Origin of the sequence: Streptomyces sp. 1-11 (assembly GCF_007176755.1) — a bacterium.
Lineage (GTDB): Bacteria > Actinomycetota > Actinomycetes > Streptomycetales > Streptomycetaceae > Streptomyces.
On the sequence record NZ_BJTV01000009.1, the window covers coordinates 118,986 to 141,126 of the forward strand.

Annotated in this window: 23 protein-coding genes; 10 read left to right on the top strand and 13 right to left on the bottom strand. The window is 73.1% G+C overall.

Annotation, left to right across the window (positions count from 1 at the left end):
- Positions 1–5 precede the first annotated feature (5 nt).
- The 9 genes from TNCT1_RS20550 (at position 6) to TNCT1_RS20590 (ending at position 9,574) form a co-directional block, all read left to right on the top strand.
- Positions 6–1,340, top strand: a complete 1,335-nt coding sequence (locus tag TNCT1_RS20550; protein WP_143634249.1) for a ThuA domain-containing protein — start codon at positions 6–8, stop codon at positions 1,338–1,340.
- Positions 1,341–1,430: 90 nt separating this feature from the next.
- Positions 1,431–2,558 carry an inositol-3-phosphate synthase gene (locus TNCT1_RS20555; RefSeq protein ID WP_143634251.1) on the top strand — a complete coding sequence of 376 codons (1,128 nt, stop codon included), beginning with the start codon at positions 1,431–1,433 and terminating at the stop codon, positions 2,556–2,558.
- The gene (locus TNCT1_RS20560) at positions 2,555–3,406 is read left to right on the top strand and encodes an SCO3242 family prenyltransferase (protein ID WP_143634253.1); all 852 of its coding nucleotides are present in this window, start codon (positions 2,555–2,557) and stop codon (positions 3,404–3,406) included. Before TNCT1_RS20555 ends, TNCT1_RS20560 begins: the two co-directional genes overlap by 4 nt.
- Positions 3,407–3,470: 64 nt before the next feature.
- Entirely contained in the window at positions 3,471–4,364 is an 894-nt protein-coding gene (locus TNCT1_RS20565; RefSeq protein WP_143634255.1) for a sugar phosphate isomerase/epimerase, read from the top strand.
- Positions 4,361–4,996, top strand: coding sequence for an EboA domain-containing protein (locus tag TNCT1_RS20570; RefSeq protein ID WP_143634257.1), 636 nt, complete (start codon positions 4,361–4,363; stop codon positions 4,994–4,996). Before TNCT1_RS20565 ends, TNCT1_RS20570 begins: the two co-directional genes overlap by 4 nt.
- A complete protein-coding gene (locus TNCT1_RS20575; RefSeq protein WP_143634259.1) occupies positions 4,996–5,844 on the top strand; it encodes a TatD family hydrolase in 849 nt (282 codons plus the stop codon). Before TNCT1_RS20570 ends, TNCT1_RS20575 begins: the two co-directional genes overlap by 1 nt.
- Positions 5,845–5,849: 5 nt before the next feature.
- Positions 5,850–7,019 (top strand): metabolite traffic protein EboE, encoded by a 1,170-nt coding sequence (gene eboE / locus TNCT1_RS20580; protein WP_143634261.1) that lies wholly within the window; start codon positions 5,850–5,852, stop codon positions 7,017–7,019.
- Positions 7,016–8,419 (top strand): nucleotide pyrophosphatase/phosphodiesterase family protein, encoded by a 1,404-nt coding sequence (locus tag TNCT1_RS20585; RefSeq protein WP_143634263.1) that lies wholly within the window; start codon positions 7,016–7,018, stop codon positions 8,417–8,419. Before eboE ends, TNCT1_RS20585 begins: the two co-directional genes overlap by 4 nt.
- Positions 8,420–8,431: 12 nt before the next feature.
- Entirely contained in the window at positions 8,432–9,574 is a 1,143-nt protein-coding gene (locus tag TNCT1_RS20590; RefSeq protein ID WP_143634265.1) for a sugar phosphate isomerase/epimerase, read from the top strand.
- A 236-nt stretch (positions 9,575–9,810) separates the two neighbouring features.
- Here TNCT1_RS20590 and TNCT1_RS20595 read toward each other — a convergent pair whose 3' ends face one another.
- A complete protein-coding gene (locus TNCT1_RS20595) occupies positions 9,811–10,782 on the bottom strand; it encodes a LysR family transcriptional regulator (protein ID WP_143634267.1) in 972 nt (323 codons plus the stop codon).
- A 185-nt stretch (positions 10,783–10,967) separates the two neighbouring features.
- On the opposite strand from TNCT1_RS20595, the gene snpA reads away from it, so the two are divergent.
- Positions 10,968–11,651 (top strand): snapalysin, encoded by a 684-nt coding sequence (gene snpA, locus TNCT1_RS20600; RefSeq protein WP_143634270.1) that lies wholly within the window; start codon positions 10,968–10,970, stop codon positions 11,649–11,651.
- 177 nt (positions 11,652–11,828) lie between these two features.
- Here snpA and TNCT1_RS20605 read toward each other — a convergent pair whose 3' ends face one another.
- The 12 genes from TNCT1_RS20605 to TNCT1_RS20660 all read right to left on the bottom strand — a co-directional run bounded on the left by TNCT1_RS20605 (position 11,829) and on the right by TNCT1_RS20660 (position 22,140).
- Positions 11,829–12,632 carry an enoyl-CoA hydratase/isomerase family protein gene (locus TNCT1_RS20605; protein ID WP_143634272.1) on the bottom strand — a complete coding sequence of 268 codons (804 nt, stop codon included), beginning with the start codon at positions 12,630–12,632 and terminating at the stop codon, positions 11,829–11,831.
- Positions 12,629–13,918: a cytochrome P450 gene (locus tag TNCT1_RS20610; protein ID WP_143634274.1), complete on the bottom strand. Its 1,290-nt coding sequence runs from the start codon at positions 13,916–13,918 to the stop codon at positions 12,629–12,631. Before TNCT1_RS20610 ends, TNCT1_RS20605 begins: the two co-directional genes overlap by 4 nt.
- A 56-nt stretch (positions 13,919–13,974) precedes the next feature.
- A complete protein-coding gene (locus tag TNCT1_RS20615) occupies positions 13,975–15,333 on the bottom strand; it encodes a cytochrome P450 (protein WP_143634276.1) in 1,359 nt (452 codons plus the stop codon).
- Between the two features lie 13 nt (positions 15,334–15,346).
- The gene (locus tag TNCT1_RS20620; RefSeq protein ID WP_143634278.1) at positions 15,347–15,907 is read right to left on the bottom strand and encodes an ATP/GTP-binding protein; all 561 of its coding nucleotides are present in this window, start codon (positions 15,905–15,907) and stop codon (positions 15,347–15,349) included.
- Between the two features lie 3 nt (positions 15,908–15,910).
- Positions 15,911–16,288, bottom strand: a complete 378-nt coding sequence (locus TNCT1_RS20625; protein WP_143634280.1) for a DUF742 domain-containing protein — start codon at positions 16,286–16,288, stop codon at positions 15,911–15,913.
- The gene (locus TNCT1_RS20630) at positions 16,285–17,124 is read right to left on the bottom strand and encodes a roadblock/LC7 domain-containing protein (protein WP_235902768.1); all 840 of its coding nucleotides are present in this window, start codon (positions 17,122–17,124) and stop codon (positions 16,285–16,287) included. Before TNCT1_RS20630 ends, TNCT1_RS20625 begins: the two co-directional genes overlap by 4 nt.
- Positions 17,121–18,302: an ATP-binding protein gene (locus TNCT1_RS20635; protein WP_143634282.1), complete on the bottom strand. Its 1,182-nt coding sequence runs from the start codon at positions 18,300–18,302 to the stop codon at positions 17,121–17,123. The genes TNCT1_RS20630 and TNCT1_RS20635 overlap by 4 nt, the downstream gene beginning before the upstream one ends.
- A 477-nt stretch (positions 18,303–18,779) precedes the next feature.
- Positions 18,780–19,460 (bottom strand): maleylpyruvate isomerase N-terminal domain-containing protein, encoded by a 681-nt coding sequence (locus TNCT1_RS20640; protein WP_143634284.1) that lies wholly within the window; start codon positions 19,458–19,460, stop codon positions 18,780–18,782.
- The gene (locus tag TNCT1_RS20645) at positions 19,457–20,011 is read right to left on the bottom strand and encodes a hypothetical protein (protein WP_143634285.1); all 555 of its coding nucleotides are present in this window, start codon (positions 20,009–20,011) and stop codon (positions 19,457–19,459) included. Before TNCT1_RS20645 ends, TNCT1_RS20640 begins: the two co-directional genes overlap by 4 nt.
- Positions 20,012–20,025: 14 nt before the next feature.
- The gene (locus TNCT1_RS20650) at positions 20,026–20,283 is read right to left on the bottom strand and encodes a hypothetical protein (RefSeq protein ID WP_143634289.1); all 258 of its coding nucleotides are present in this window, start codon (positions 20,281–20,283) and stop codon (positions 20,026–20,028) included.
- A gap of 135 nt (positions 20,284–20,418) precedes the next feature.
- The gene (locus TNCT1_RS20655; RefSeq protein ID WP_143634292.1) at positions 20,419–21,234 is read right to left on the bottom strand and encodes an ABC transporter permease; all 816 of its coding nucleotides are present in this window, start codon (positions 21,232–21,234) and stop codon (positions 20,419–20,421) included.
- A 12-nt stretch (positions 21,235–21,246) separates the two neighbouring features.
- Complete coding sequence (locus TNCT1_RS20660; protein ID WP_143634295.1) at positions 21,247–22,140, bottom strand: ABC transporter permease; 894 nt, start codon at positions 22,138–22,140, stop codon at positions 21,247–21,249.
- Between the last annotated feature and the right edge of the window lies 1 nt (position 22,141).

Consider the following 22,141-nt stretch of genomic DNA (forward strand, 5'->3'; position numbering starts at 1 on the left):
CCACCGTGCGAGCAAAGGGAAGGATCACCACCGCCGCGCTCGGCGCCGCCCTGCTCCTGGGCTGCGTGACCGCACCCGCCGTGTCGGACCCGGCCCACGCCAAGCGTGTCCTGGTCTTCTCCAAGACGGCAGGCTTCCGGCACGACTCGATCCCCGCGGGCATCACGGCCGTCGAGCAGCTCGGCGAGGCGAACGGCTTCACGGTCGACGCCACCGAGGACGCCGGCGCCTTCACCGGCAAGAACCTGCGCCGCTACGACGCCGTGGTGTTCATGTCGACCACCGGTGACGTCCTCGACACCGCACAGCAGGACGCGTTCGAGGGGTACATCCGCGACGGCGGCGGCTACGTCGGCGTCCACGCGGCAGCCGACACCGAGTACGACTGGCCGTTCTACGGCGGTCTCGCGGGCGCCTGGTTCCAGAACCACCCGGCGATCCAGCCCGCCACCGTGAACGTCGAGGACCGCGCCCATCCGGCGACGGCGCACCTCGGGCGGACCTGGGAACGCACCGACGAGTGGTACAACTACCGCTCCAACCCGCGCGAGCGGGCGCACGTCCTCGCCTCGCTCGACGAGACCTCGTACTCCGGCGGCACCATGGCCGGGGACCACCCCATCGCCTGGTGCCAGGAGTACCGGGGCGGCCGCGCCTTCTACACCGGGGGCGGCCACACGAAGGAGTCGTACACCGACCCGGCGTTCCGCGCCCACCTGCTGGGCGGCCTGCGGTACGCCATCGGTGACGTGCGGGCGGATTGCCGTCCGGAGAACGGGTACAGCCGGCTGTACGACGGCACCTCCGCCTCCCTGGACGGCTGGAAACAGGCCGGTCCCGGCTCCTTCACCCGCTCCGCCGACGGCACGCTCACCTCCACCGGCGGGATGGGCCTGCTCTGGTACGCGGACCGCGGCTTCGGCTCGTACTCGCTGAAGCTCGACTGGAAGGTGGCCGGCGACGACAACTCCGGTGTGTTCGTGGGCTTCCCGCCCTCGGACGACCCGTGGTCGGCCGTGGACAACGGTTACGAGATCCAGATCGACGCCACCGACGTGCCGGAGCGGACCACGGGGTCCGTGTACGGCTTCAAGTCCGCCGATCTGAAGAAGCGCGACCGCGCGCTGAACCCGCCGGGGGAGTGGAACACCTACGAGATCCGGGTCCAGGGCGAACGCCTGCGGATCTGGCTCAACGGCGTGAAGATCAACGATTTCACCAACACCGACCCGGCCCGGAGCCTCACCGACGGACACATCGGCCTGCAGAACCACGGGGCCGGCGACCAGGTGTCCTTCCGTGACGTCCGGATCAAGGAACTGCCCGGCAAGGGCCACTGAACGGCGGCGGGCGGGGGACGCCGGACCCCCGCCCGCCGTCACCACCCCCATCCCGTCGGGGAGTCCATGCCCTGGACAAGGAGGCTGCTCATGTCCGCGTCCCTCTCCCGTCCCCCTCGCACCGGCGTCTGGCTCGTCGGGGCCCGTGGCTCGGTCGCCACCACCGTCGTCGCCGGATGCGCCGCCGTGACGGCCGGTCTGCGCCCGCCCACCGGCCTGGTCACCGAGACGCCCGCCTTCGCCGGCAGCGGTCTGCCCGCCCTGCCGTCCCTGGTCTTCGGCGGGCACGACACCACGGCCTGCCCGCTGCCCAAGCGCGCCGAGGAGCTGGCCGCCGGCGGTGTCCTGCCGCCCGGACTGCCCGCCGCCGTGGCGGCCGAACTCGCCGACGCCGAAGGGGAGATCAGGCCCGGCGGCCCGCTGCCCGGCGACACCCGGGAGGCGGACGCGCTGATCGCCGCCTTCGCCGCCGACATCCAGGACTTCGTACGGCGGCGCGGACTGGACCGCGCGGTCGTCGTGAACGTCGCCTCCACCGAACCCGCCCCGGACGGCCCGCACCTGCCGCCCAGCTCCCTGTACGCCGCGGCCGCCCTCCGCGCCGGCTGCCCCTACGTCAACTTCACCCCGTCCACGGGCCTGCACCACCCGGCCCTCGCCCCGCTCGCCGCGTCCAGCGCGGTGCCGTACGCCGGCCGTGACGGCAAGACCGGCCAGACCCTGCTGCGTTCCGTCCTCGGCCCCATGTTCGCCCAGCGGGCCCTGGACGTCCGGGCCTGGTCCGGCGCCAACCTGCTCGGCGGCGGCGACGGCGCCAGTCTGGCCGACCCGGCCGCGGCCGCCGCCAAGAACGCCGGCAAGGAACGCGTGCTCACCGACACCCTGGGCGGCACGCCCGAGGGCGAGGTCCACATCGACGACGTGCCGGCGCTCGGCGACTGGAAGACCGCCTGGGACCACATCGCCTTCGACGGCTTCCTCGGCACCCGCATGATCCTGCAGACGATCTGGCAGGGCTGCGACTCCGCCCTCGCCGCCCCCCTCGTCCTGGACCTGGCCCGCCTCACCGCCCGCGCCCACGAACGCGGTCTGACCGGCCCCCTCACCGAACTGGCCTTCTTCTTCAAGGACCCGGTCGGCGACGTCCCCGCGGCGGCGCTGGCGGAGCAGTACGCGGCCCTGGTGCGGTTCGCGAAGCGGCTGGGGGAGACGGAGTGAGCCGGCTGCGCGCCTGGGCCGAGCTGCTGCGGCTGCCCGCGCTGTTCACCGTCCCCGGGGACGCGCTCGCCGGAGTGGCCGCCGGCGCCGGGCGTCCCGGACCGCGCGCCCTGCTCGCCGTCGGCTGCTCGCTGTGCCTGTACGAGGCGGGCATGGCGCTCAACGACTGGGCGGACCGGGCGGAGGACGCGGTCGAACGCCCGCACCGGCCCATCCCGTCGGGCCGGGTCCGCCCCGCCGCCGCCCTCGCCGCGGCCTGCGCGTTCACGGCCGCCGGTCTCGCGCTGGCCGCCCGCGCGGGACGCCCCGCGCTGGCGGTGGCCGTGCCGCTCGCGGCCGCCGTCTGGTCGTACGACCTCGGCCTGAAGCGCACGCCCGCCGGGCCGGGCGCGATGGCCGCGGCCCGCGGCCTCGACCTGCTGCTCGGCGCCGCGGCCGGCACCGGACGCGTCCGCCCGGCCCTCGTCCCGGCCGCGCTGCTCGGCACCCACACCCTCGCCGTCACCGCCGTCTCCCGCCAGGAGACCCGCACCGGCTCCCCGCTCGCCCCGCTCGCCGCCCTCACCACCACCGCCCTGCTGGCCCGTGCGCTGCCGCCGCGCCCGCCCACGCTGCTCGGTACCGCCCTGGCCGTCGGCTACGCCGGGACCGCCGCCCGTCCCTACCTGCACGCCGCGCTCAACCCGTCACCGCCGCTCACCCAGCGCGCGGTCGGCGCCGGTATCCGCGCCACCATCCCGCTGCAGGCCGCCCTCGCGGCCCGTGCCGGGGCCACCGCGACCGCGCTCGCCACCGTGGCCCTCGGGCCGCCGGCCCGGTGGCTCGCGAGGCGGGTGAGCGTCACATGACGCCCGGGCGGCCGGCGTCCCCACCCCGCACCTCCCAGTGGTCCGGAAGGAAGGTGATCCCCGCATGACCCCTCGGCCATCCGCCCTGCGCTTCGGCTACGGCACCAACGGCCTGACCGACCTACGGCTCGACGACGCGCTCGCCCTGCTCGCCGATCTCGGCTACGACGGCGTCGGGCTGACCCTCGACCACATGCACCTCGACCCGCTCGCCCCCGGCCTCGCCGGCCGCACCCGGCAGGTCGCCCGCCGCCTCGCCGAGCTGGGACTCACGGTCACCGTGGAGACCGGCGCCCGCTACGTCCTCGACCCGCGCCGCAAGCACGGACCCTCGCTGCTCGACGCGGATCCGCGGGACCGCGAACGGCGCGTGGGCCTGCTGCTGCGCGCGGTACGGGTGGCGGCCGACCTCGGCGCGCACGCGGTGCACTGTTTCAGCGGAATCGTTCCGCCAGGCACCGGCCGCGCCACGGCCTGGCCCCGGCTCGCCGCCGCCCTCGCCCCGGTCGTGGAGGCGGCCGGCGCCGCCGGCGTCCCGCTCGCCGTCGAACCCGAACCCGGCCACCTGCTGGCCACCCTCGCCGACTTCCACCACCTGCGCGGCCTGCTCGGCGACCCGCCCGCCCTCGGCCTCACCCTCGACATCGGCCACTGCCAGTGCCTGGAACCCCTGCCGCCCGCGGACTGCGTGCGCGCCGCGGCGCCCTGGCTGCGGCACGTCCAGATCGAGGACATGCGGCGCCCGGTCCACGAACACCTGCCGTTCGGCGAGGGAGAGATCGACTTCCCGCCCGTCCTCGCCGCCCTGGAGACGGCCGGCTACCGCGGGCTGACCTCGGTGGAGCTGCCCCGCCACTCCCACGCCGGACCCCGGTACGCCGAGGAGTCCCTGCCGTTCCTGCGCGCGGCCGCCGCCGGCGCCCGCACCGCGGCCGTGCCAGAAGGGAGCACCGCATGAACACCCCGCCCCTCGCGGACACCGGCCCCGAGGCCCTCCGCGACCACCTGGAGACCCACCTCGGCCCGGAGGCCCGCACCTGGCTCCACCAGGCCCTGCAGGAGGCCGCCGCCCGCCCGGGCGGGCACGGGCCGATCTCCGCGTGGGAGCTGCGGCTCGCCGAGGCCGGCCGCCGCTGCGGCACCCCGTACGCGGACGCCGCCCGCGTGCTGATCCTGCACGCCGCCCGGGCCGACGCGGCCGTGCTCAGCCGCGTCTACCACCAGGGCACCGCCGCCGAACGGCGCGCCGTCCTCCAGGCACTGCCCCACCTCGTCGCCGGCCCCGACGCCCTCGCCCTGGTCGAGGACGCCCTGCGCACCAACGACACCCGGCTGGTCGCGGCCGCCCTCGGCCCCTACGGGGCCCGCCACCTCGAAGACCACGCCTGGCGGCACGCCGTTCTCAAGTGCCTGTTCACCGGAGTCCCCGTCGACGTGGTCACCGGCCTCGCCGAACGGGCCCGCGGTGACGCCGAACTGGCCCGCATGCTCGCCGACTTCGCCGCCGAGCGCACCGCCGCGGGCCGGCCCGTGCCCACCGGCCTCCACCACGTCCTGGCCCTGGCCGCCACGTCCAGCGAGGAGTCCTGATGCGCCTGTTCGACCCCCACATCCACATGACCTCCCGCACCACCGACGACTACGAGGCCATGCGCGCCGCGGGCGTCCGCGCCGTGGTCGAGCCGTCGTTCTGGCTCGGCCAGCCCCGCACCTCGCCCGCCTCCTTCCTGGACTACTTCGACTCGCTGCTCGGCTGGGAGCCGTTCCGCGCCGCCCAGTACGGCATCGCCCACCACTGCACGCTCGCCCTCAACCCCAAGGAGGCGAACGACCCGCGCTGTCTGCCCGTCCTCGACGAACTGCCCCGCTACCTCGTCAAGGACCACGTCGTCGCCGTCGGCGAGATCGGCTACGACTCCATGACCCCCGCCGAGGACAAGGCCCTGGCCGCCCAGCTCCAGCTCGCCGCCGACCACGGTCTGCCCGCACTGGTGCACACCCCGCACCGCGACAAGCTCGCCGGACTGCGCCGCACCCTCGACGTCGTCCGCGAGTCCGCCCTGCCGCTCGACCGGGTGCTGGTCGACCACCTCAACGAGACGACCGTCGCGCAGGCCAGGGAAAGCGGCTGCTGGCTCGGTTTCTCGGTCTACCCGGACACCAAGATGGACGAGCACCGGATGGTGTCGATCCTGCGGGAGTACGGCCCCGAGCGGGTCCTGGTGAACTCCGCGGCCGACTGGGGAAAGAGCGACCCGCTGAAGACCCGCCGGGTCGCCGACCTCATGCTCGCCGAGGGGTTCACCGAGGACGACGTCGACCGGGTGCTGTGGCGCAACCCCGTCGCCTTCTACGGACTCAGCGGCCGCCTCGACCTGGAGACCGGCACGCCGGACGCCACCCACGAGGGCAACTCCCTGCTGCGCGGCGGGGAGTGACCGCGATGCGGCTGCGCCACCCCGACGGCACCACCGTCCACCTCGCCTACTGCACCAACGTCCACCCCGCCGAGACCCTGGACGGCGTCCTCGCCCAGCTCCGCGACCACTGCGAGCCCGTGCGCCGCCGCCTGGGCCGCGACCGCCTCGGCATCGGCCTCTGGCTCGCCCGGGACGCCGCCCGCACCCTGGACGGCGACCCCGCCGCGCTGCGCGGACTCAGCCGCGAACTGCGCCGGCGCGGCCTCGAGGTCGTCACACTCAACGGCTTCCCGTACGAGGGGTTCGGCTCCGCCGAGGTCAAGTACCGCGTCTACCGGCCCGACTGGGCCGACCCCGAGCGCCTCGCGCACACCATGGCCCTGGCCCGGATCCTCGCCGCACTGCTGCCCGACGACGTCACCGAGGGCAGCATCTCCACCCTGCCGCTCGGCTGGCGCACCGCCTGGAGCGCCGACCGGGCCCGCGCGGGGCACCGGGCCCTGCTCACCCTGGCCGAGCGCCTGGACGCCCTGGCCGAGCTGACCGGCCGCTCCATCCGCGTCGGCCTGGAACCCGAGCCCGGCTGCACGGTGGAGACCACCGGCGACGCCCTCGCCCCGCTCACCGCCGTGGGGCACCCGCGCATCGGCGTCTGCGTGGACACCTGCCACCTCGCCACCTCCTTCGAGGAGCCGGGCACGGCACTGGACGCGCTCGCCGCCGCCGGCGTACCCGTCGTCAAGTCCCAGCTGTCCGCCGCCCTGCACGCCGAGCACCCCGGCCGGCCGGAGGTCCGCGAAGCCCTCGCCGCCTTCGCCGAGCCCCGCTTCCTGCACCAGACCCGCACCGTCACCGAGACCGGGCTGCACGGCACCGACGACCTCGGCCAGGCCCTCGGCGGCGGCGCCCTGCCCTCCGGCGCCCCCTGGCGGGCCCACTTCCACGTGCCGCTGCACGCCGCCCCGGAGGCGCCCCTGACCGCCACCCTGCCCGTGCTGCGGGACGCGCTCGCCCGGCTGGTGGGCGGCCCCCGCCCGCTCACCCGGCACCTGGAGGTCGAGACCTACACCTGGCAGGCGCTCCCGCCCGAGCTGCGCCCCCGCACACGCGACCGCCTCACCGACGGCATCGCCGCCGAACTCGCCCTCGCCCGCGACCTGCTGACCGACCTCGGCCTCAAGGAGCTGCCATGACCGCGCCCGGCGGGCCCACCCCGCTGCTCGTCCTCGACGTCGTCGGCCTCACCCCTAAACTACTCCGCCACATGCCGCGCCTGCAGGCGCTCGCCGCGGCCGGCTCCCGGGCCCACCTGGGCACCGTCCTGCCCGCCGTCACCTGCGCCGCCCAGTCCACCTTCCTCACCGGCGCCCCGCCCGCCGAGCACGGCATCGTCGGCAACGGCTGGTACTTCCGCGAACTCGGCGACGTACTGCTGTGGCGCCAGCACAACGGCCTGGTCGCCGGGGACAAGCTGTGGGACGCCGCCCGCCGCGCCCACCCCGGCTACACGGTGGCCAACATCTGCTGGTGGTACGCCATGGGCGCGGACACCGACATCACCGTCACCCCCCGCCCGGTCTACTACGCCGACGGCCGCAAGGAACCCGACTGCTACACCCGGCCGCCCGCGCTCCACGACGAACTCACCGAACTGTTCGGCACGTTCCCGCTCTTCCGCTTCTGGGGACCCGGCGCCGACCTGGCCTCCAGCCGGTGGATCATCGATGCCACCCGGCACGTCCTCCGCACCCGCCGGCCCGACCTGGCGCTGTGCTACCTCCCGCACCTCGACTACGACCTGCAGCGCTTCGGCCCCGACGACCCCCGCGCCCTGCGCGCGGCCGTCGACCTCGACGCGGCCACGGCCCCGCTGCTGGACGACGCCCGGGCGGAGGGGCGCACGGTCGTCGTGCTCTCCGAGTACGGCATCACCCCGGTGAGCCGGCCCGTCGACATCAACCGGGTCCTGCGCCGCGCCGGTCTGCTGGAGGTGCACACCCAGGACGGCATGGAGTACCTCGACCCGATGGCCTCGCGCGCCTTCGCCGTCGCCGACCACCAGATCGCCCACGTCTACGTCCGCCGCCCCGAGGACCTCGCCGCCACCCGGGCCGCGCTCGACGGACTCCCCGGCATCGGCGAACTCCTCGACGACGAGGGCAAGAAGGCCCACCACCTGGACCATCCGAGGGCCGGGGAACTCGTCGCCGTCGCCGAACCGGACTCCTGGTTCACGTACTACTACTGGCTGGACGACGACCGGGCCCCCGACTTCGCACGGCTCGTCGAGATCCACCGCAAACCCGGCTACGACCCGGTCGAGCTGTTCATGGACCCGCTCGACCCCTACGTCAAGCTCAGGGCCGCCACCGCCCTCGCCCGCAAGAAGCTCGGGCTGCGCTACCGCATGGCGGTCGTCCCGCTGGACCCCTCGCCCATCCGCGGCAGCCACGGCCGGCTGCCCGCGAGCGACGACGACGGTCCGCTCCTCCTGTGCTCCACCCCCCGCGCCGTCGGCGACCGCATCGCGGCCACCGACGTGAAGTCACTCCTGCTCGAACTCGCCGGCCTCGGCACCGGCGACCCGTCCTGAGGGAAGGCATCCGTGAACAACACCCACGACACCGCTGACCAGTTGCGCCGCAGCCTCGGCATCGGCCGCCGCGGCTTCCTGAGCACCTGCACGGCCGTCGCGGCGGGCGCGATCGCCGCGCCCGTCCTCGGCGCGGCTCCGGTGCACGCCGCCCCCAAGGCGCAGGCCGCCACCGGTGAAGGCCACACGCTGGTGCCCGCGGACAAGCGCGGCATCATCCTCTACACCGTGCGCGACGCGATCGGCCGCGACCCGCTGGCCAGCACCCTCCCGTCCGGCTTCCGGGCCGTGTTCGAGCAACTGGCGCGCTACGGCTACCGCCAGGTCGAGTTCGCCGGCTACGGCCAGCACGCCAACGCGCCCGGCGGCGCGAACCTGGAGTCCGTCGAGGGCGCCAGGCTGCTGCGTCGCTGGCTGGACGACAACGGCCTGCGCGCCCAGGGCAACCACGGCTTCATCCCCGGTTCCTGGCCGCTGAGCAGCGCCGACCTGGACACCTTCAAGAAGCACCTGGAGATCGCCAACATCCTCGGCATGGCCCACGTGGGCACCGGCGGCGACCCCACCAGCAGCTCCTACAAGGCCGACTGGGACGTGGCCGCCGACAAGTGGCACGCCCTCGGCGCCCTCGCCCGCCGCGAAGGACTCAAGCTCTACACCCACAACCACGACGCGGCCTACGGCTTCCTGCTGGACGGCGGCCCGCTGGACGCGCAGGGCCACCCCACCCGCAGCTCCGGCATCCGCAAGCTGGAGTACTTCCTGTCCATCACCGACCCGAAGCTGGTCTGGCTGGAGATGGACATCTTCTGGGCGCACGTGGCCCAGTACAAGTTCCGTACCTACACCGCCCACGACGGCTCCACGCTGACCGACGTCTTCGACCCGGCCGGCCTGGTCGAACGCAACGACAAGCGCTACCCCCTGTTCCACGCCAAGGACGGCGTCGTCAACAACACCAACGGGATGGGCTACGACATGGTCCCGTTCGGCACCGGCGTCATCGACTACACGACGTTCTTCTCCCGTGTCGGCCACCGCAACTACCACAACCCGATGGTCGAGCAGGACAACGCCCCGAGCGGCACCAACCCGGGCCAGTCCCTGGAGCACGCCGCGATCGGCTACCGCAACATGGCCGCCCTGCGCCGCTAGGAGGCCGGCCCGCCCCGCGCCGCCCGGTGCCGTCAGCGCCGCCGGGCGGCGCGGCGGCGTGCCATCACCGCGCCCGCGCCGAGGACGACGGCCCCGGCCACCGCGCCCGCCGGCGGCAGGGCGAGGCCCGAGCCGGTGCCCGCCGGCTCCGCCGTCCGCGGACCCGGCGCCGGCCCCGGTGACGGCGAGCCGGATGTCCGGCCCGTGACGCACCGGTCCTCCGGAAGCACCGGTCCTCAGGCGCCCACCGCGCGCAGTGGCTGCGCGGAGCTCCCGGCGGTCCCGCGTGCCAGCCACTCCTGGTACGCCGGGGCCTGACGCGCGGCCTCCCAGTAGGCCTCCTCCAGCTCGCGGTAGCCGGTGCGCAGTTCCTCCGCCGTCCGGGCCGCGAGCAGCAGCCGTACCCCTATCGGGTCGCCCTGGAGGGGCCGGATGACCAGGTCGGAGCGGGGCGGCAGCGCGGTGGGCTGGCTGACCGTGACCACCTCGCCGATGGCGGCCAGGAAGTAGGCGGTGAGGTAGTCGCCGTGCAGCAGCTCGGGCTCGATCCCGGCGGCCCGCAGCACCCGGCACACTCCGTCCCACTCGCCGTCGACCGTGGCGTCCACCATCCAGCGGTCGTGGGCCAGGTCCGCCAGCCGCACCTCACGGCGGGCGGCCGCGGGATGGGCTGCGGCCATGGTGACGAACTGCGGCTCGCGCTCCACCAGTACCCGCAGGCACAGCCCGTCCGGCACGCGCAGCGGGCTGCCCTCGACCTCGTGCACGAACGCCAGGTCCAGCCCGCCCTCGGCGACCTGCCGCAGCAGGGAGTTCGCGGACACGTCCATCTGCAGGCCGGGCTCGACCGCGGGCATACGGGTGCGCAGCCGGCTCAGCCAGCCCGGTATCGCCCGGCTGGCCGTGGCGCCGATGCGCAGCCGGGGGCCGCAGGCCGCGCGGGCGGCCGCGGCCCGGGTCTCCGTCACGATCGCGGAGAGTTCGGCGACCAGCGGCCGGGCGCGGCTCACCACGATGTGACCCAGCGGCGTGGGGCGGCTGCCCGTACGGTCGCGGGTGAAGAGCCGGCCGCCCAGCGACTGTTCGATGCGGCGCAGCTGGGTGCTCAACGTGGGCTGGGCCATGCCCAGTTCCCGGGCCGCCTTGTGCAGGCTGCCGGCGTCGGCGATGGCGCACAGCACGCGTAAGTGCCTCACCTCGAGCTCCATGCGCGGAGCGTAAGGGCTGGGTCTGAGGAGGCGCCAGATGTTCAAACGCCAACGGAACAGCACGAGTCGCCCTGATAGCCGTGGGCTATCCCCAGTTGCCATCATCCGCCGGGCCGCCGGGCTGACCCAGACTCTTGGCGACCGATCGTTCACCACCCCACACGAACGAGTAGGAGCCCCCCCACATGACGTCGACCCGTGCGTCCTCCACGTCCGCGAAGACCTCCAGGAGACTGCTGGCGATCGGCCTGGGCGTGACCCTCGCGGCCCTGGGCAGCGCGATCCCGGCGAGCGCCCACACCGCCGACTCCACCGCCACCGTCCGCGCCGGCTACACCGGTTCGGCCAAGGAGGCGGCGAACAACAAGGCGTTCTTCGAGGCCGTGCTCAACTCGGTCGCCAAGAAGCAGGCGGCCAACCCGAGCCTGCAGTCGGTGACCGTCTACTACAACGCCTCCCAGGCGCCGACCTTCCGCTCCCAGATATCGAGCGCCGCCTCGATCTGGAACAGCTCCGTGACCAACGTCAAGCTCGCGTCGACCACGGGCAGCGCCGACTTCTCGTACTACGAGGGCAACGACTCCCGTGGCTCGTACGCCTCCACCAACGGCCACGGCAGCGGCTACATCTTCCTCGACTACGCGCAGAACCGGCAGTACGACTCGATCCGTGTCGCCGCGCACGAGACCGGCCACGTGCTCGGGCTGCCGGACCACTACAGCGGCCCGTGCAGCGAGCTGATGTCGGGCGGCGGCCCCGGCACGTCCTGCACCAACCGCTACCCCAACGCCACCGAGCGGTCCCGGGTCAACCAGCTCTGGGCCAACGGCCTGGCGAAGGCCCTGAACAAGCTGAACAAGGTGCGCTGACGCCCCAGGACGCGCCACCCCCCCGGCTCGAAGCGGGCCGTGCCACCGGCGGCACGGCCCGCTTCGCCGTGCCGGGCCTGCGACCCGTCCGGTCGCCGGTGGGGATGGCGGTGGTGTCCGGCAGGCCACTGAAGGCCTGCCACGAAGACGGCTCGGGCCCCGCTCTGGCGACAAGACCTAGGCGTGCTCACCCGCCCGCCGCGGGCGCGGACGGCTCAGCTCCGCGGTCAGCAGGTGCGCGTCGAGCAGCGCGACGTCCGCGGTGCGGGCGGCCCGCGAGTGGCCCGCGAGCATGCGCTTGGTGAGGGTCACGGCCTCCGCCGAGCGACGCACCAGCGGCCGCACCCAGGCCTGGACGGCCGCGTCCAGTTCCCCGGCGGGCACGACCTTGTGCAGCAGGCCGAGCCGGTGGGCGGTGGCCGCGTCGAAGGTGTCGCAGGTGAGCATGAGTTCACGGATGCGCGCGGCGCCGCCCTCGACGATCAGCCGGCCCATCGCGCCGCCCCAGGCCGGCGGCAGCCCCACGCCGATCTCGGGCATGCGGAAGCTGCAGGTGTCGGCGCCCGCGCGCAGGTCGCAGAACGAGGCGAGCGCGAGGCCCGCGCCGATGACCCTGCCGTGCAGCCGGGCGACGGTGACGGCGTGGGTGTTCTCCAGGGCCTCGCAGACCCGGTGGGCCTTGTCCGCGATCCGGCGCATGACGGCCCCCGTGGGGTCCGCCGCCAGCGCGGCCCGGTACTCCTCGCGGTCGGCCCCGAGGCAGAAGTCGTCGCCCGCTGCCGACAGCACCAGCACCCGGACGTCGGGGCGGTCGTGGAGGCCGTGGAGCAGGTCGGCCAGGCCGTCGAGGGCGGCCACGGTCAGGGTGCTGTCCCGCCCGGAGGGGTTGAGGCGGACCCGCAGGACCGGCCCCTCCTGTTCGGCGGCCAGCGCATCGCCGCGGGGCGCGGCGGCGGGGGAGGAGGTGAGGGTCTCGGTCATGACAGGGCGACGTCCAGGTTCAGCAGGCGCCGGAAGGCCACACGCGGTGCCCATGACGGCCGGCGCACGAGGGTGAGGTGCGGGAAGCGCCGCACGAGCTGGTGGAGCAGGGTCTGGGCCTCCAGGCGGGCCAGCGGCGCGCCGAGGCAGTAGTGGATGCCTCCGCTGAAGGACAGGTGGCCCGGCTTGCGGTGCAGGTTGAACAGCTCCGGGTCCGGGTGCCGGGCCGGGTCGCGGTTGGCCGCGCCCACCATGAGGTGGACCATGTCGTCCGCGCGCACCTCGGTGCCGCCGAGCACGCAGTCCCGGGAGGCGACGCGGCTGATGACGTGCGTGGGCGGGTCGTAGCGCAGCGACTCCTCGACGGCCGCGGGGACGAGGTCGGGGCTGACGGCGAGCCGGTCCCACTGCCTGGGGTGCTCCAGCAGCAGCAGGGCGGTCGTCGACAGCAGCGTGGAGGTGGTCTCCAGCGCCGCGAGCAGCACGAACAGTGCCAGGTAGTAGACCGCTTCGTCCGCCTTGTCGCGGTCGCTCTCCATGGTGTCCCACACCGCGATCCAGCGGGACACGGGGTCGTCACCGGGATGCGCCCGCCGGTCGCGGACCAGCTCGGTGAAGTAGGCGCGCAGCTCGGCCGTGGCCGCGTCGGACAGGGCGAGCTGGCTGGCCGAGGGCAGCAGTTCCTGGGTGAAGACCTGGTCGTGGGTCAGGTCCCGCAGGCGGGGGAAGTCGGCGGCCGGCAGCCCCAGCCAGTGGCCGATGGTGGCCACCGGCAGCTCCTCGCTCACCAGCGCGTTGAAGTCCGCCTCGCCGTCGCGCAGCCGCTCGGCGAGCGTGTCGAGGAGCCCGCCGGTGATCTGCTCGACCGTCCCGCGCAGTTCCTCCAGCGAGCTGCGGTCGAACATGCCGGCCGACCGGCGCACCCAGGTGTGGTCCGGAGGGTTGAGCGCTGGCAGCGTCCTGCTCATCTCCCGTGAGGAGGGCGCCGTCCAGCGTGTTCCGTCTCCCTGCTGCTCCCGCCAGCGTGTGTCGGGTTCCAGCCACTCGCGACCGCGCAGGACCTGGTCGCACAGGTCGAAGCCGGTGACGAGATGGCCTCCCCACGGTGCCGCGACCACTCCGCCCCGCGACCGGAGCTCCGCATAGATCGGGAAGGGGTTGGCCTGTCCTTTCGCCGTCCGCAGGCGGGAGAAGAGCGAGACGGCGAAGCGTCTGTCTGCGGGCGGAGTTGTCGCGATCTCCACGACGGTCCCTTCTTGATCGTCAGCATCGGGCGCGCCATGCATACCCAACCGATGGCTGATACATACAAGATGACTATGCGCGGGGCGAGTTGCCTACGTCACTCTCCTCTGGTCCATGCCAGGAACCGGCTGAACAGACCGGGCCTCCCCTTGGGCGCTGCCGCGGCCGCGGCGTGCGGCGCGGGGTTCGGGACCCGGTGCCCGGCGCCCGCGGCGGGCTGCGGCACGGGCGCCTGCGAGGGCATGACGTTGCGGGGCGTGAACCGCACCGGGAGGGTCACCAGGGACCGGCTCCAGGGCGCGGGAACCCAGTTCAGGTCCTTGAACGGAACCCGGACCTCGACGTCGGGCAGCCGGTTGAGCAGCGACTCGACGGCGGTGACCGCGATCACGAACGCCGGGTCCTTGGCCGGGCAGGCGTGCGGCCCGGCGCCGAACGCCAGGTGCGCCTTGGCGCTGAGCTGTTCGCGGTGCTCGGCCAGCCGGGGGTCGGTGTTGGCCGCGGCGAAGGAGATCAGCACCGGGTCGTTGGCCCGCACGGTCCGCGCGCCCAGCTCCACGTCGTGAGTGGGGTAGTGGGCGGCGTAGTTGGCGATCGGGGCGTAGTTCCACAGCACCTGGGTGACCGCGTCCTCGACCGGCAGTCCGGCCTGCCAGTCCTCCCCGAGGATCAGGGCGCCGGCGCTGCCTATGGTCGCCGACAGGGGAGCCGTGCCACCGGAGAGCAGCGTCACCAGCTGGTGCAGCACCTCCTCGTCGGTGAGCTGCGCGGAGTGCTCCATCAGACGGGTCGTCAGGTCGTCGCCGGGGCGGCGCCGCTTCAGCGCGATCAGCTCGCCGAGCGCCTCGCCCAGCACCTGGTCCGCGCCGGCCGTGCCGTCGAAGATGCCGCTGATGCCGACGATGACGCGGTCACCGATCTCGGGCGGGCACCCGAACAGGTCGCTGAAGACCAGCAGCGGCAGCGGCTGGGCGTACTCGGCCATCAGCTCGGCCTGCCCGAGCCGGTCGGAACTGAACCGGCTGATCAGGTAGTCGGCCGACTGCTGGGTCTGCCGCACGAGCTGCAGCTCGTTGACGCCGGCCAGACTGTCGGTGACCGCCTGCCGCAGCCGGGCGTGCGCCGCCCCGTCGCTGAACAGCGCGTTGGGCCGGTAACCCATCATCGGCAGGGCCGGGCTGTCCGCGGGCACGCGCCCCTCGTTCAGCGCCCGCCAGCGCCGCGAGTCGCGGACGAACGAGGCCGGGTTCTGCAGGATGTACAGGGCGGCGTCGTAGCTGGTGACCAGCTCGACCTCGACTCCCGGCGCGATGTCCACCGGTGCGCTGGGGCCGAGGCGGCGCAGCTGTTCGTAGTGGGCGTCCGGATCGGAGCCGAACTCGGGCCCGTAGAGCGGGACGTTGCCGTGCGCGGGGCAGCCGGGCGGGGGCCCCTGGATGCCGGGAGGCTGCTGCATATGGGGGTGGCTCCTAGTCGAGAAGGGAAAGAAGGTGGTGGACGAGGGTGATCAGAGCCTGTGCCGACGACTGCTGGTCGCGTACGTCGCAGGCGACCACGGGGGTCCGCTCGGACAGGTTGAGCGCCTCGCGGATCTCAGCGAGCGGATAGTCGGTCGTGCCCTCGAAGTGGTTGACGCCGATGGCGTACGTCAGACCGAACCGCTCGACCAGGTCGAGGACCGGGAAGGAGTCCGAAAGCCGCTCGGGGTCGACGAGCACCAGCGCGCCGAGCGCGCCCCGGGACAGCTCCTCCCACATCTCCTTGAAGCGCTCCTGACCGGGCGTGCCGAAGAGGTAGAGCACCACCTCGTCGCTGATGGTCAGGCGGCCGAAGTCCATGGCGACCGTCGTGGTCGTCTTGTCCGGGGTTCCGGACAGGTCGTCGAAGCCCACGCTGGCCTCGGTGATCTCCTCCTCGGTCCGCAAGGGCTCGATCTCGGAGATGCTCCCGATGCACGTGGTCTTCCCGACCCCGAAGTGCCCCACCACGAGGATCTTGACCGCAGTGAGAACACCTGAATCCAGGTACACGAATCACGCTCCGAATCGGGCTTTGAGGCCGTCGAGTACGGCGTTGAGCACTTCCCGGTCGACGCGTTCGGCGGGTGGAACCGGCTTACGCGCGATGATGTGACCGCTCTCCTCCATCTGCGCCAGGAGAATCCGCACGATCCCCAGCGGCAGATGCGTGTGCCCGGCCACTTCGGCCACGGAGAGAAAGCCCTCCTCCACCAGTTCCAGAACCCGGCGCGCCTCCGGGGAAAGCGTGCGCGCCGAGGCTCCGGCACCTTCTTGCGCGGACACCAGCGTGGTGCGCTCGTAGGTATTGTCCGGTGGCAGCGACCGCCCGTTGGTGATCACGAAGAGCGGGACTAATGCCGACGTCAGCTCGAGTTCCGGCTCGTCATTCACGTGCGGCTCGCCTCCCCGCGTGGTGCCACATATCCGTTCAGCCGGGGCACCACCTGGTGCAGGCGGGTGGTGAACAACTCGATATCGGCGTCGTGTTCGGCGGCCGCCGCCAGGAAGGCGCCCTGCCCGGCGGAGATCAGGAAGATCCAGCCGTGCTGGAACTCGATGACCGTCTGCCGCCACTGCGCCGCCGCGTCCGGCCCGGCGAACTGCGAAGTGGCCCTGCTGTAGGCGTGGATGCCGGTCATCGCGGCGGAGATGGTGTCCGCCAGGTCCTGGCTCATGCCGGTGGTGGCGCCGCGCGGCAGGCCGTCGTGGCCCAACAGGACGGCGTGCCGAGCGCCTTGCACCTCGGCCACCGCGGCGTCGAGGTCGGCGATCTGGATACCCGTGCCTCCGACGGGCGTCTGCTGGGCGCCGCCCGACGGGCCGCCGGCGCCGTCGGCGTGCACGCGCGGCGGCGAGGTGAGGTTGTTGCCGAGCCGGGCGACGAGCCGGTGCATGCGGAAGGAGATCTGCTGCATGTCGACGTCGGGAGCCGCGGCGGCGGCCAGGTAGGCGCCCTGGCCGGCGCCGATCAGGAAGATCCAGCCGTGCGAGAACTCGATGATCGTCTGGTTCCACTGCCTGTCCGCCCCGGGACCGGCGAAGTGGGAGGTCGCCCGGCTGAGTGACTGCATGCCCGCCATGGCGGCGGAGATGGTCCGCACGTCCTTCTGGTCCATGCCGTCGGTCGCGCCGCGGGGCAGGCCGTCCGCGGACAGCAGGACGGCGTGACGTGCCTTCGGCACGTTGTGCACGATGTCCTCGAGCATCCACGACAGGTCAGTGGTCATGCGTCATCGGACCCTTCGGACGGCGCCGAGGCGAGATTGCGGCCCGAGAGCGTGCCGCGCTGGAAGGCTCCCAGGCTCCGGCCGACGGCCCGGCTGGCCTCCTCCGAGGCCGCCGCGGGCGAGGTGGCGGCGTCCTGGTCGGGAACGCTGGCGATGGGCACCTGGCGGGCGCCCCGGCGGGGCAGACCGTGCGCGGTGCGGGACACCGGCTCGGGCCGGCCCACGCTGCCGCGGATACCGCTGACCTGGGGCTCCTCGGGCACCGCCGGCTCCTCCTCGGTCCACAGTTCCTCCGGCAGCAGGACGACCGCCCGCACACCGCCGTAGCGGGAGACGCCGGTGACGTCCACCCGGAATCCGTACTGCCGGGCGAGCAGGCCGATGACCGGGAAACCGAACTTCGGCTGGTTGCCGAGGTGCGAGAGCCGGGGGCTGTACTCACCGGAGAGCAGTGCGGAGGCCTTCTGCCGGTCCTCGTCGTTCATGCCGACACCGGCGTCGTCGATGACGATGCACAGATTCTTCTGCACCCGCTGGAAATTGATCTCGATCGGCGAGCCCTGCTGGGAAAAGCTGGCAGCGTTGTCAAGAAGTTCGGCGACCGCGAGGGCGACCGGGGAAACAGCGGACGCCTTGAGCGCGAAACCGGTCTGCTGCATGATTTCGACACGCCGGAAATTACGGATCTGGCCCTGTGCGCTGCGCACCACGTCGTAAACGCTCGCCGGCTTATTGCGACGGCCCAGGGGTGCACCGCACATCACCGCAATGCCCTGTGCCTTGCGCGCCATCTGCGCATTGGCGTGGCTGACCTCCAGGAGATCGCCCAGCACGGAATGGCCGCCGTATTTGCGCTGAATTTCCTCGAGCAGTGCGAGCTGTTCCGCGGCAAGACTCTGCAGAAAGCGCGCCGATCCCTTGAGAACGGCCTTCGTGCTTTCCTCGGCGGCCTCTTCGGCCTCCGCGATGGTCTTGTCGTGCTCAGCTCTGTGCTGCTGCAACTCTGCGCTTAAAGCAGCAAGTTGGCTGTCGGCCACGCTCAGCTGCCGGGTGAGTTCGGCCTCGGCCAGGCGCTTCTTCGCGGCCATGGCCTTGTTGCGACGACTGAGCGCGAGAGCCGCGACGACGGCGATGACCGCCACCGCGACCAGGCACCAAACGAGTGCGTCTCGAAACATGGATACCTTTCCTATGTGTAGCCTGCAGCCACCCATGGACGGATGTCGGGGGAATCCGTCACACAACCGCTCGGAACCACCCGGCCGACTTCCGGTCGAGAAGCCGTTCCGAGTGCAGCGCCCGAGCCGAGTGGACCAAGGTCGCAGACGCGGGGATGCTATCACCGACTTGGTGAAACGTTTGCCACCAGGACTGCCCGTAACAGGCCCTGCGGACATGCGGGTTCCGCCTGTTCCGCGGACGTACCGGCTGTCGCGCGCACCCCGGTGACCACCGGTTGTTCGCCGGGCCGCCCGTTGAATGCGCGGCGGTCGTCATTTTCCCGACACACCGCCGGACTCATTGCCCTTTGTCGGACTTGACGTCCCGTGCTCCCGTATGTGCCGGAACACGTTCGCCTTTTTCACCGTCGCGGGCTCGCGGGACGAGATCATCCCGGCTCCGCGCCGGACCGCGGCGGACGCCGACGGGCGCCGTCAGCCGAACAGCGGGAAGCGGTGCGCCGCCGCGCCCAGCGCGCCGCGATCGGCGTCGGTGAGCGCGGCCCGTCCCGTGCCCACGCGCGCGTAGTGGCTGTCGCTCCACCAGGGCGGCGCGGGCCGGCCGAGCAGGCCGTCGAGGGTGGCGCGGACCGCGGCGAGTCCCTCGGCGGACGGGCCGGGGGCCGGCGGGAGCCGGACGACCATGTCGAGATGGTGGACGGTCGCCTCCACCGCGAGGGTGGTCATCAGATCGCCCGCCGTCAGGACGTGCCCCTGGGTCGCCACCCGCGCGGCGGGGTCGGCGCAGGCCGCCGCGTGCCCGGCCGCGGTCACGGTCTCCGTGTAGAGGTCGCGCAGTTGGCGGAAGTCGAGGAACATGCTCGCGCTCACCCGCGCCCAGCGCCGGCCGTTCGCCGCTCCCGGGGCGTCCGGCCGCCAGTCCGTCCAGTAGGTCACCGCGTCCCGGTCCGCCGGCTCCTCGCACGGGGTGTGCAGGGCGACCAGGCCGCGCCGGGCGTCCTCCAGGCAGTGCAGGACGAGATCGCGGACCGCCCAGCCGGTGCAGCCGGTCGGCAGCCACGACTCCTCGTCGCCCAGTTCCGCCACGACCGCCGACGCGGTCTCGTAGGCCGCGCGCAGCGCCGCCGCCGGGTCTGTGGTGAGACCGCCGGTCATGCGGACCGAGGGGTGCCGCCGGCGGCGCCGGGCTCGCGCCGGTGACCGGCCAGCGCCGACCGCATCCGGCGCAGCCTCCGGTGCTGGAGGTTGCCGTAGGGGATGGACCAGCCGAGGAAGACCACGGTGAGCAGCGCGAGGCCCAGGGTCTGGCGCGGCCCGGCGGTCAGCGCCGTCAGTACCGTCACCGCGCAGAAGAGCAGGACGAGCCCGATCTGGGCCGGGACGCGGTGCCGGGTGCGGTGCAGGCGCTGCTCCACCAGGGCGCGCATCGACTCGCGCTCCGCCGGGTCGGTGGGGGCCTCGCCCCGGCGCAGCCTGCCCTCCAGCGCGACGAGCCGGTCCGTGGAACCCCCGGCCGCACGCCTTTCCCGGCGGCGTGTCGACACCACCACGGCGATGGCCCCCAGCGAGCACAGCACCGTCCGCACCAGGATCGAGACCCACGAACGGGACGGGTACAGACACCAGATCAGGGCGGTGGCGAGCAGGGTGGACACGGTGATCTGCAGCCACAGGTGCCGGCCCATGAGGTCGTTCAGACGCTCCACGGCCCCGCCCGCTCTCAGCGGCGCGGCCGGCGGCGGCCGGCCGCCCGGGCGGTCAGCGCCACGGCGAGCAGGACCCAGGCCACGGCGCTGTACGCCCAGGCCGTCGTCCCGCGCACCGCGCCGGCCACGCTCCACACCGCCCAGAGGGCGAGGACGGCACATCCGGCCGTCCACGCGATGTCGGTGATCCGGGCGCGTAACTGGGCATGTTGCGCGGTGCCCGGTTCGAGGTCACCGAGCCCCCGGTCCTGTGCTGTCCCCTGCGGTGTCACGGCCAGTCTCCTCCCGTGCCGGCGTCCTGGACCGGTCGCGTACCCGGCCGCGGTACGAGCATGTCGCCAAACACCGGGCCCGATACGGAAGTTGGTGATCCGGTTCACGGCGGCGCCGCCGCGTCGCGCCGCCCGTCACACCCGGCTCGACGTGGCCGTGTCAGCGGACAGCCGCTGGGCGGCGTAGATCGGGAGGACCGAGAGCAGGACGAGGACGGCGGCCACGACGTTCACCACGGGCGCCTGCTGCGGGCGGGTCATGTTGCCGAAGATCCAGATGGGCAGGGTCTCGATGCCGGGTCCCGCGGTGAAGGTCGTGACCACGATCTCGTCGAAGGACAGGGCGAAGGCGAGCAGACCGCCGGCCAGCAGCGCCGAGCGCACCAGCGGGAAGGTGACGTCGGCGAAGGCACGGAAGGAACTCGCACCGAGGTCCATCGCCGCCTCCTCGTACGAGGCCGCCGTCCGCCGCAGCCGCGCCACGACGTTGTTGAAGACCACGACGATGCAGAAGGTCGCGTGACCGACGATCACGGTGAACAAACCGAGGCCCACGCCGAGCGGCTTCAGGACGGTGCCGAAAGCCGAGTTCAGGGCGATGCCCGTGACGATGCCGGGCAGGGCGATCGGCAGCACCACCACGAAGGACACCGTGCCGCGGCCGAAGAAGCGGTGCCGGGCCACCGCGAAGGCGATCAGCGTGCCGAGTGCCAGCGCGATGGCCGTGGCCCCCACGCCCGCCTTCACCGACACCCACAGCGCGGCGCGCGCACCGGAGTTGTCCGCGGCCACCGACCACCAGTGCAGGGTGAGTCCGGGCGGCGGCCAGCTCGCGCTGCGGTCGGGGTTCAGGGAGTTGACGAGGACGAGCAGCAGCGGGACGTAGATCACCGCGAAGCCGAGTGCGGCGCCCAGACGCAGGGCGATCCGCGCGGTGCGGCCGAGATGCATGGCGCTCCTCCTCTAGAGGTTGTTCAGGGCGCCCGTGCGGCGGATCGCCAGCAGGTACAGGACGATCACGACGACGGGGACGGTGCCGAGCGCGGCGGCCATGGGCAGGTTGAGTTCGACGTTGGAGTACACGAGGTTGCCGATCAGCTGGGTCTTGCCGCCGACGATCTGCACGGTGATGTAGTCGCCGAGGCTGAGCGAGAAGGTGAAGACCGAGCCGGCGGCGACCGAGGGCAGCACCATGGGCAGGACCACCGAGCGGAACGTGCGGCCGGCCCGCGCGCCGAGGTCGGCGGAGGCGTCGAGCAGGTTGTCCGGCAACTGCTCCAGGGCCGTGTGGACGGGCAGGATCATGTACGGCAGCCACAGATAGGTCAGGGTGAGCACGGTGGCGGGCAGCCCGAAACCCGGACCGCTCAGCCCGAACGGCCGGAGCATCCAGTCGGCCAGACCACCCTCGGCGAGGATGAGCCGCCAGGCGTACACCTTGACGAGGTAGCTCGCCCAGAGCGGCGTCAGGATGGCCACCACGAGCAGCGGACGCCACCGGGGCCGGGCCACCCGCGCGGTGTAGAAGGCGACCGGGAAGGCGATCAGCGCGCACAGCGCGGTCACCGCCAGGGCCACGCCGACGCTGCGCAGCACCACCTGCCGGAACACCGGTGTGGTGAACAGCGCGTGGAAGTTGTCCGTCGACCAGACCTTCACCACCTCGGAGGTGAAGGAGTCCGTCGTCCAGAACGCCGAGACGAACAGGACCGCCAGCGAACCGAGGTAGAGGACGGTGAGCCACAGCAGCGGGGCGGTGAGCAGGAGGGTCAGGCGCAGCCGGGGCCTGCGGTGCAGCGTCCCGGCGAGCCGCCGGACGGTGCCCCGTCCGGCGGCCGTCGTCACATCGGTCGTCACC

Coding starts and splice junctions, on each gene's coding strand:
- TNCT1_RS20565 (WP_143634255.1), top strand. CDS start 3,471: ATGACCCCTCGGCCATCCGCCCTGCGCTTCGGCTACGGCACCAACGGC.
- TNCT1_RS20610 (WP_143634274.1), bottom strand. CDS start 13,918: ATGCATGGCGCGCCCGATGCTGACGATCAAGAAGGGACCGTCGTGGAG.
- snpA (WP_143634270.1), top strand. CDS start 10,968: ATGACGTCGACCCGTGCGTCCTCCACGTCCGCGAAGACCTCCAGGAGA.
- TNCT1_RS20615 (WP_143634276.1), bottom strand. CDS start 15,333: ATGCAGCAGCCTCCCGGCATCCAGGGGCCCCCGCCCGGCTGCCCCGCG.
- TNCT1_RS20655 (WP_143634292.1), bottom strand. CDS start 21,234: ATGCATCTCGGCCGCACCGCGCGGATCGCCCTGCGTCTGGGCGCCGCA.
- TNCT1_RS20575 (WP_143634259.1), top strand. CDS start 4,996: ATGCGCCTGTTCGACCCCCACATCCACATGACCTCCCGCACCACCGAC.
- TNCT1_RS20585 (WP_143634263.1), top strand. CDS start 7,016: ATGACCGCGCCCGGCGGGCCCACCCCGCTGCTCGTCCTCGACGTCGTC.
- TNCT1_RS20640 (WP_143634284.1), bottom strand. CDS start 19,460: ATGACCGGCGGTCTCACCACAGACCCGGCGGCGGCGCTGCGCGCGGCC.
- TNCT1_RS20595 (WP_143634267.1), bottom strand. CDS start 10,782: ATGGAGCTCGAGGTGAGGCACTTACGCGTGCTGTGCGCCATCGCCGAC.
- TNCT1_RS20630 (WP_235902768.1), bottom strand. CDS start 17,124: ATGACCACTGACCTGTCGTGGATGCTCGAGGACATCGTGCACAACGTG.
- eboE (WP_143634261.1), top strand. CDS start 5,850: ATGCGGCTGCGCCACCCCGACGGCACCACCGTCCACCTCGCCTACTGC.
- TNCT1_RS20555 (WP_143634251.1), top strand. CDS start 1,431: ATGTCCGCGTCCCTCTCCCGTCCCCCTCGCACCGGCGTCTGGCTCGTC.
- TNCT1_RS20570 (WP_143634257.1), top strand. CDS start 4,361: ATGAACACCCCGCCCCTCGCGGACACCGGCCCCGAGGCCCTCCGCGAC.
- TNCT1_RS20635 (WP_143634282.1), bottom strand. CDS start 18,302: ATGTTTCGAGACGCACTCGTTTGGTGCCTGGTCGCGGTGGCGGTCATC.
- TNCT1_RS20605 (WP_143634272.1), bottom strand. CDS start 12,632: ATGACCGAGACCCTCACCTCCTCCCCCGCCGCCGCGCCCCGCGGCGAT.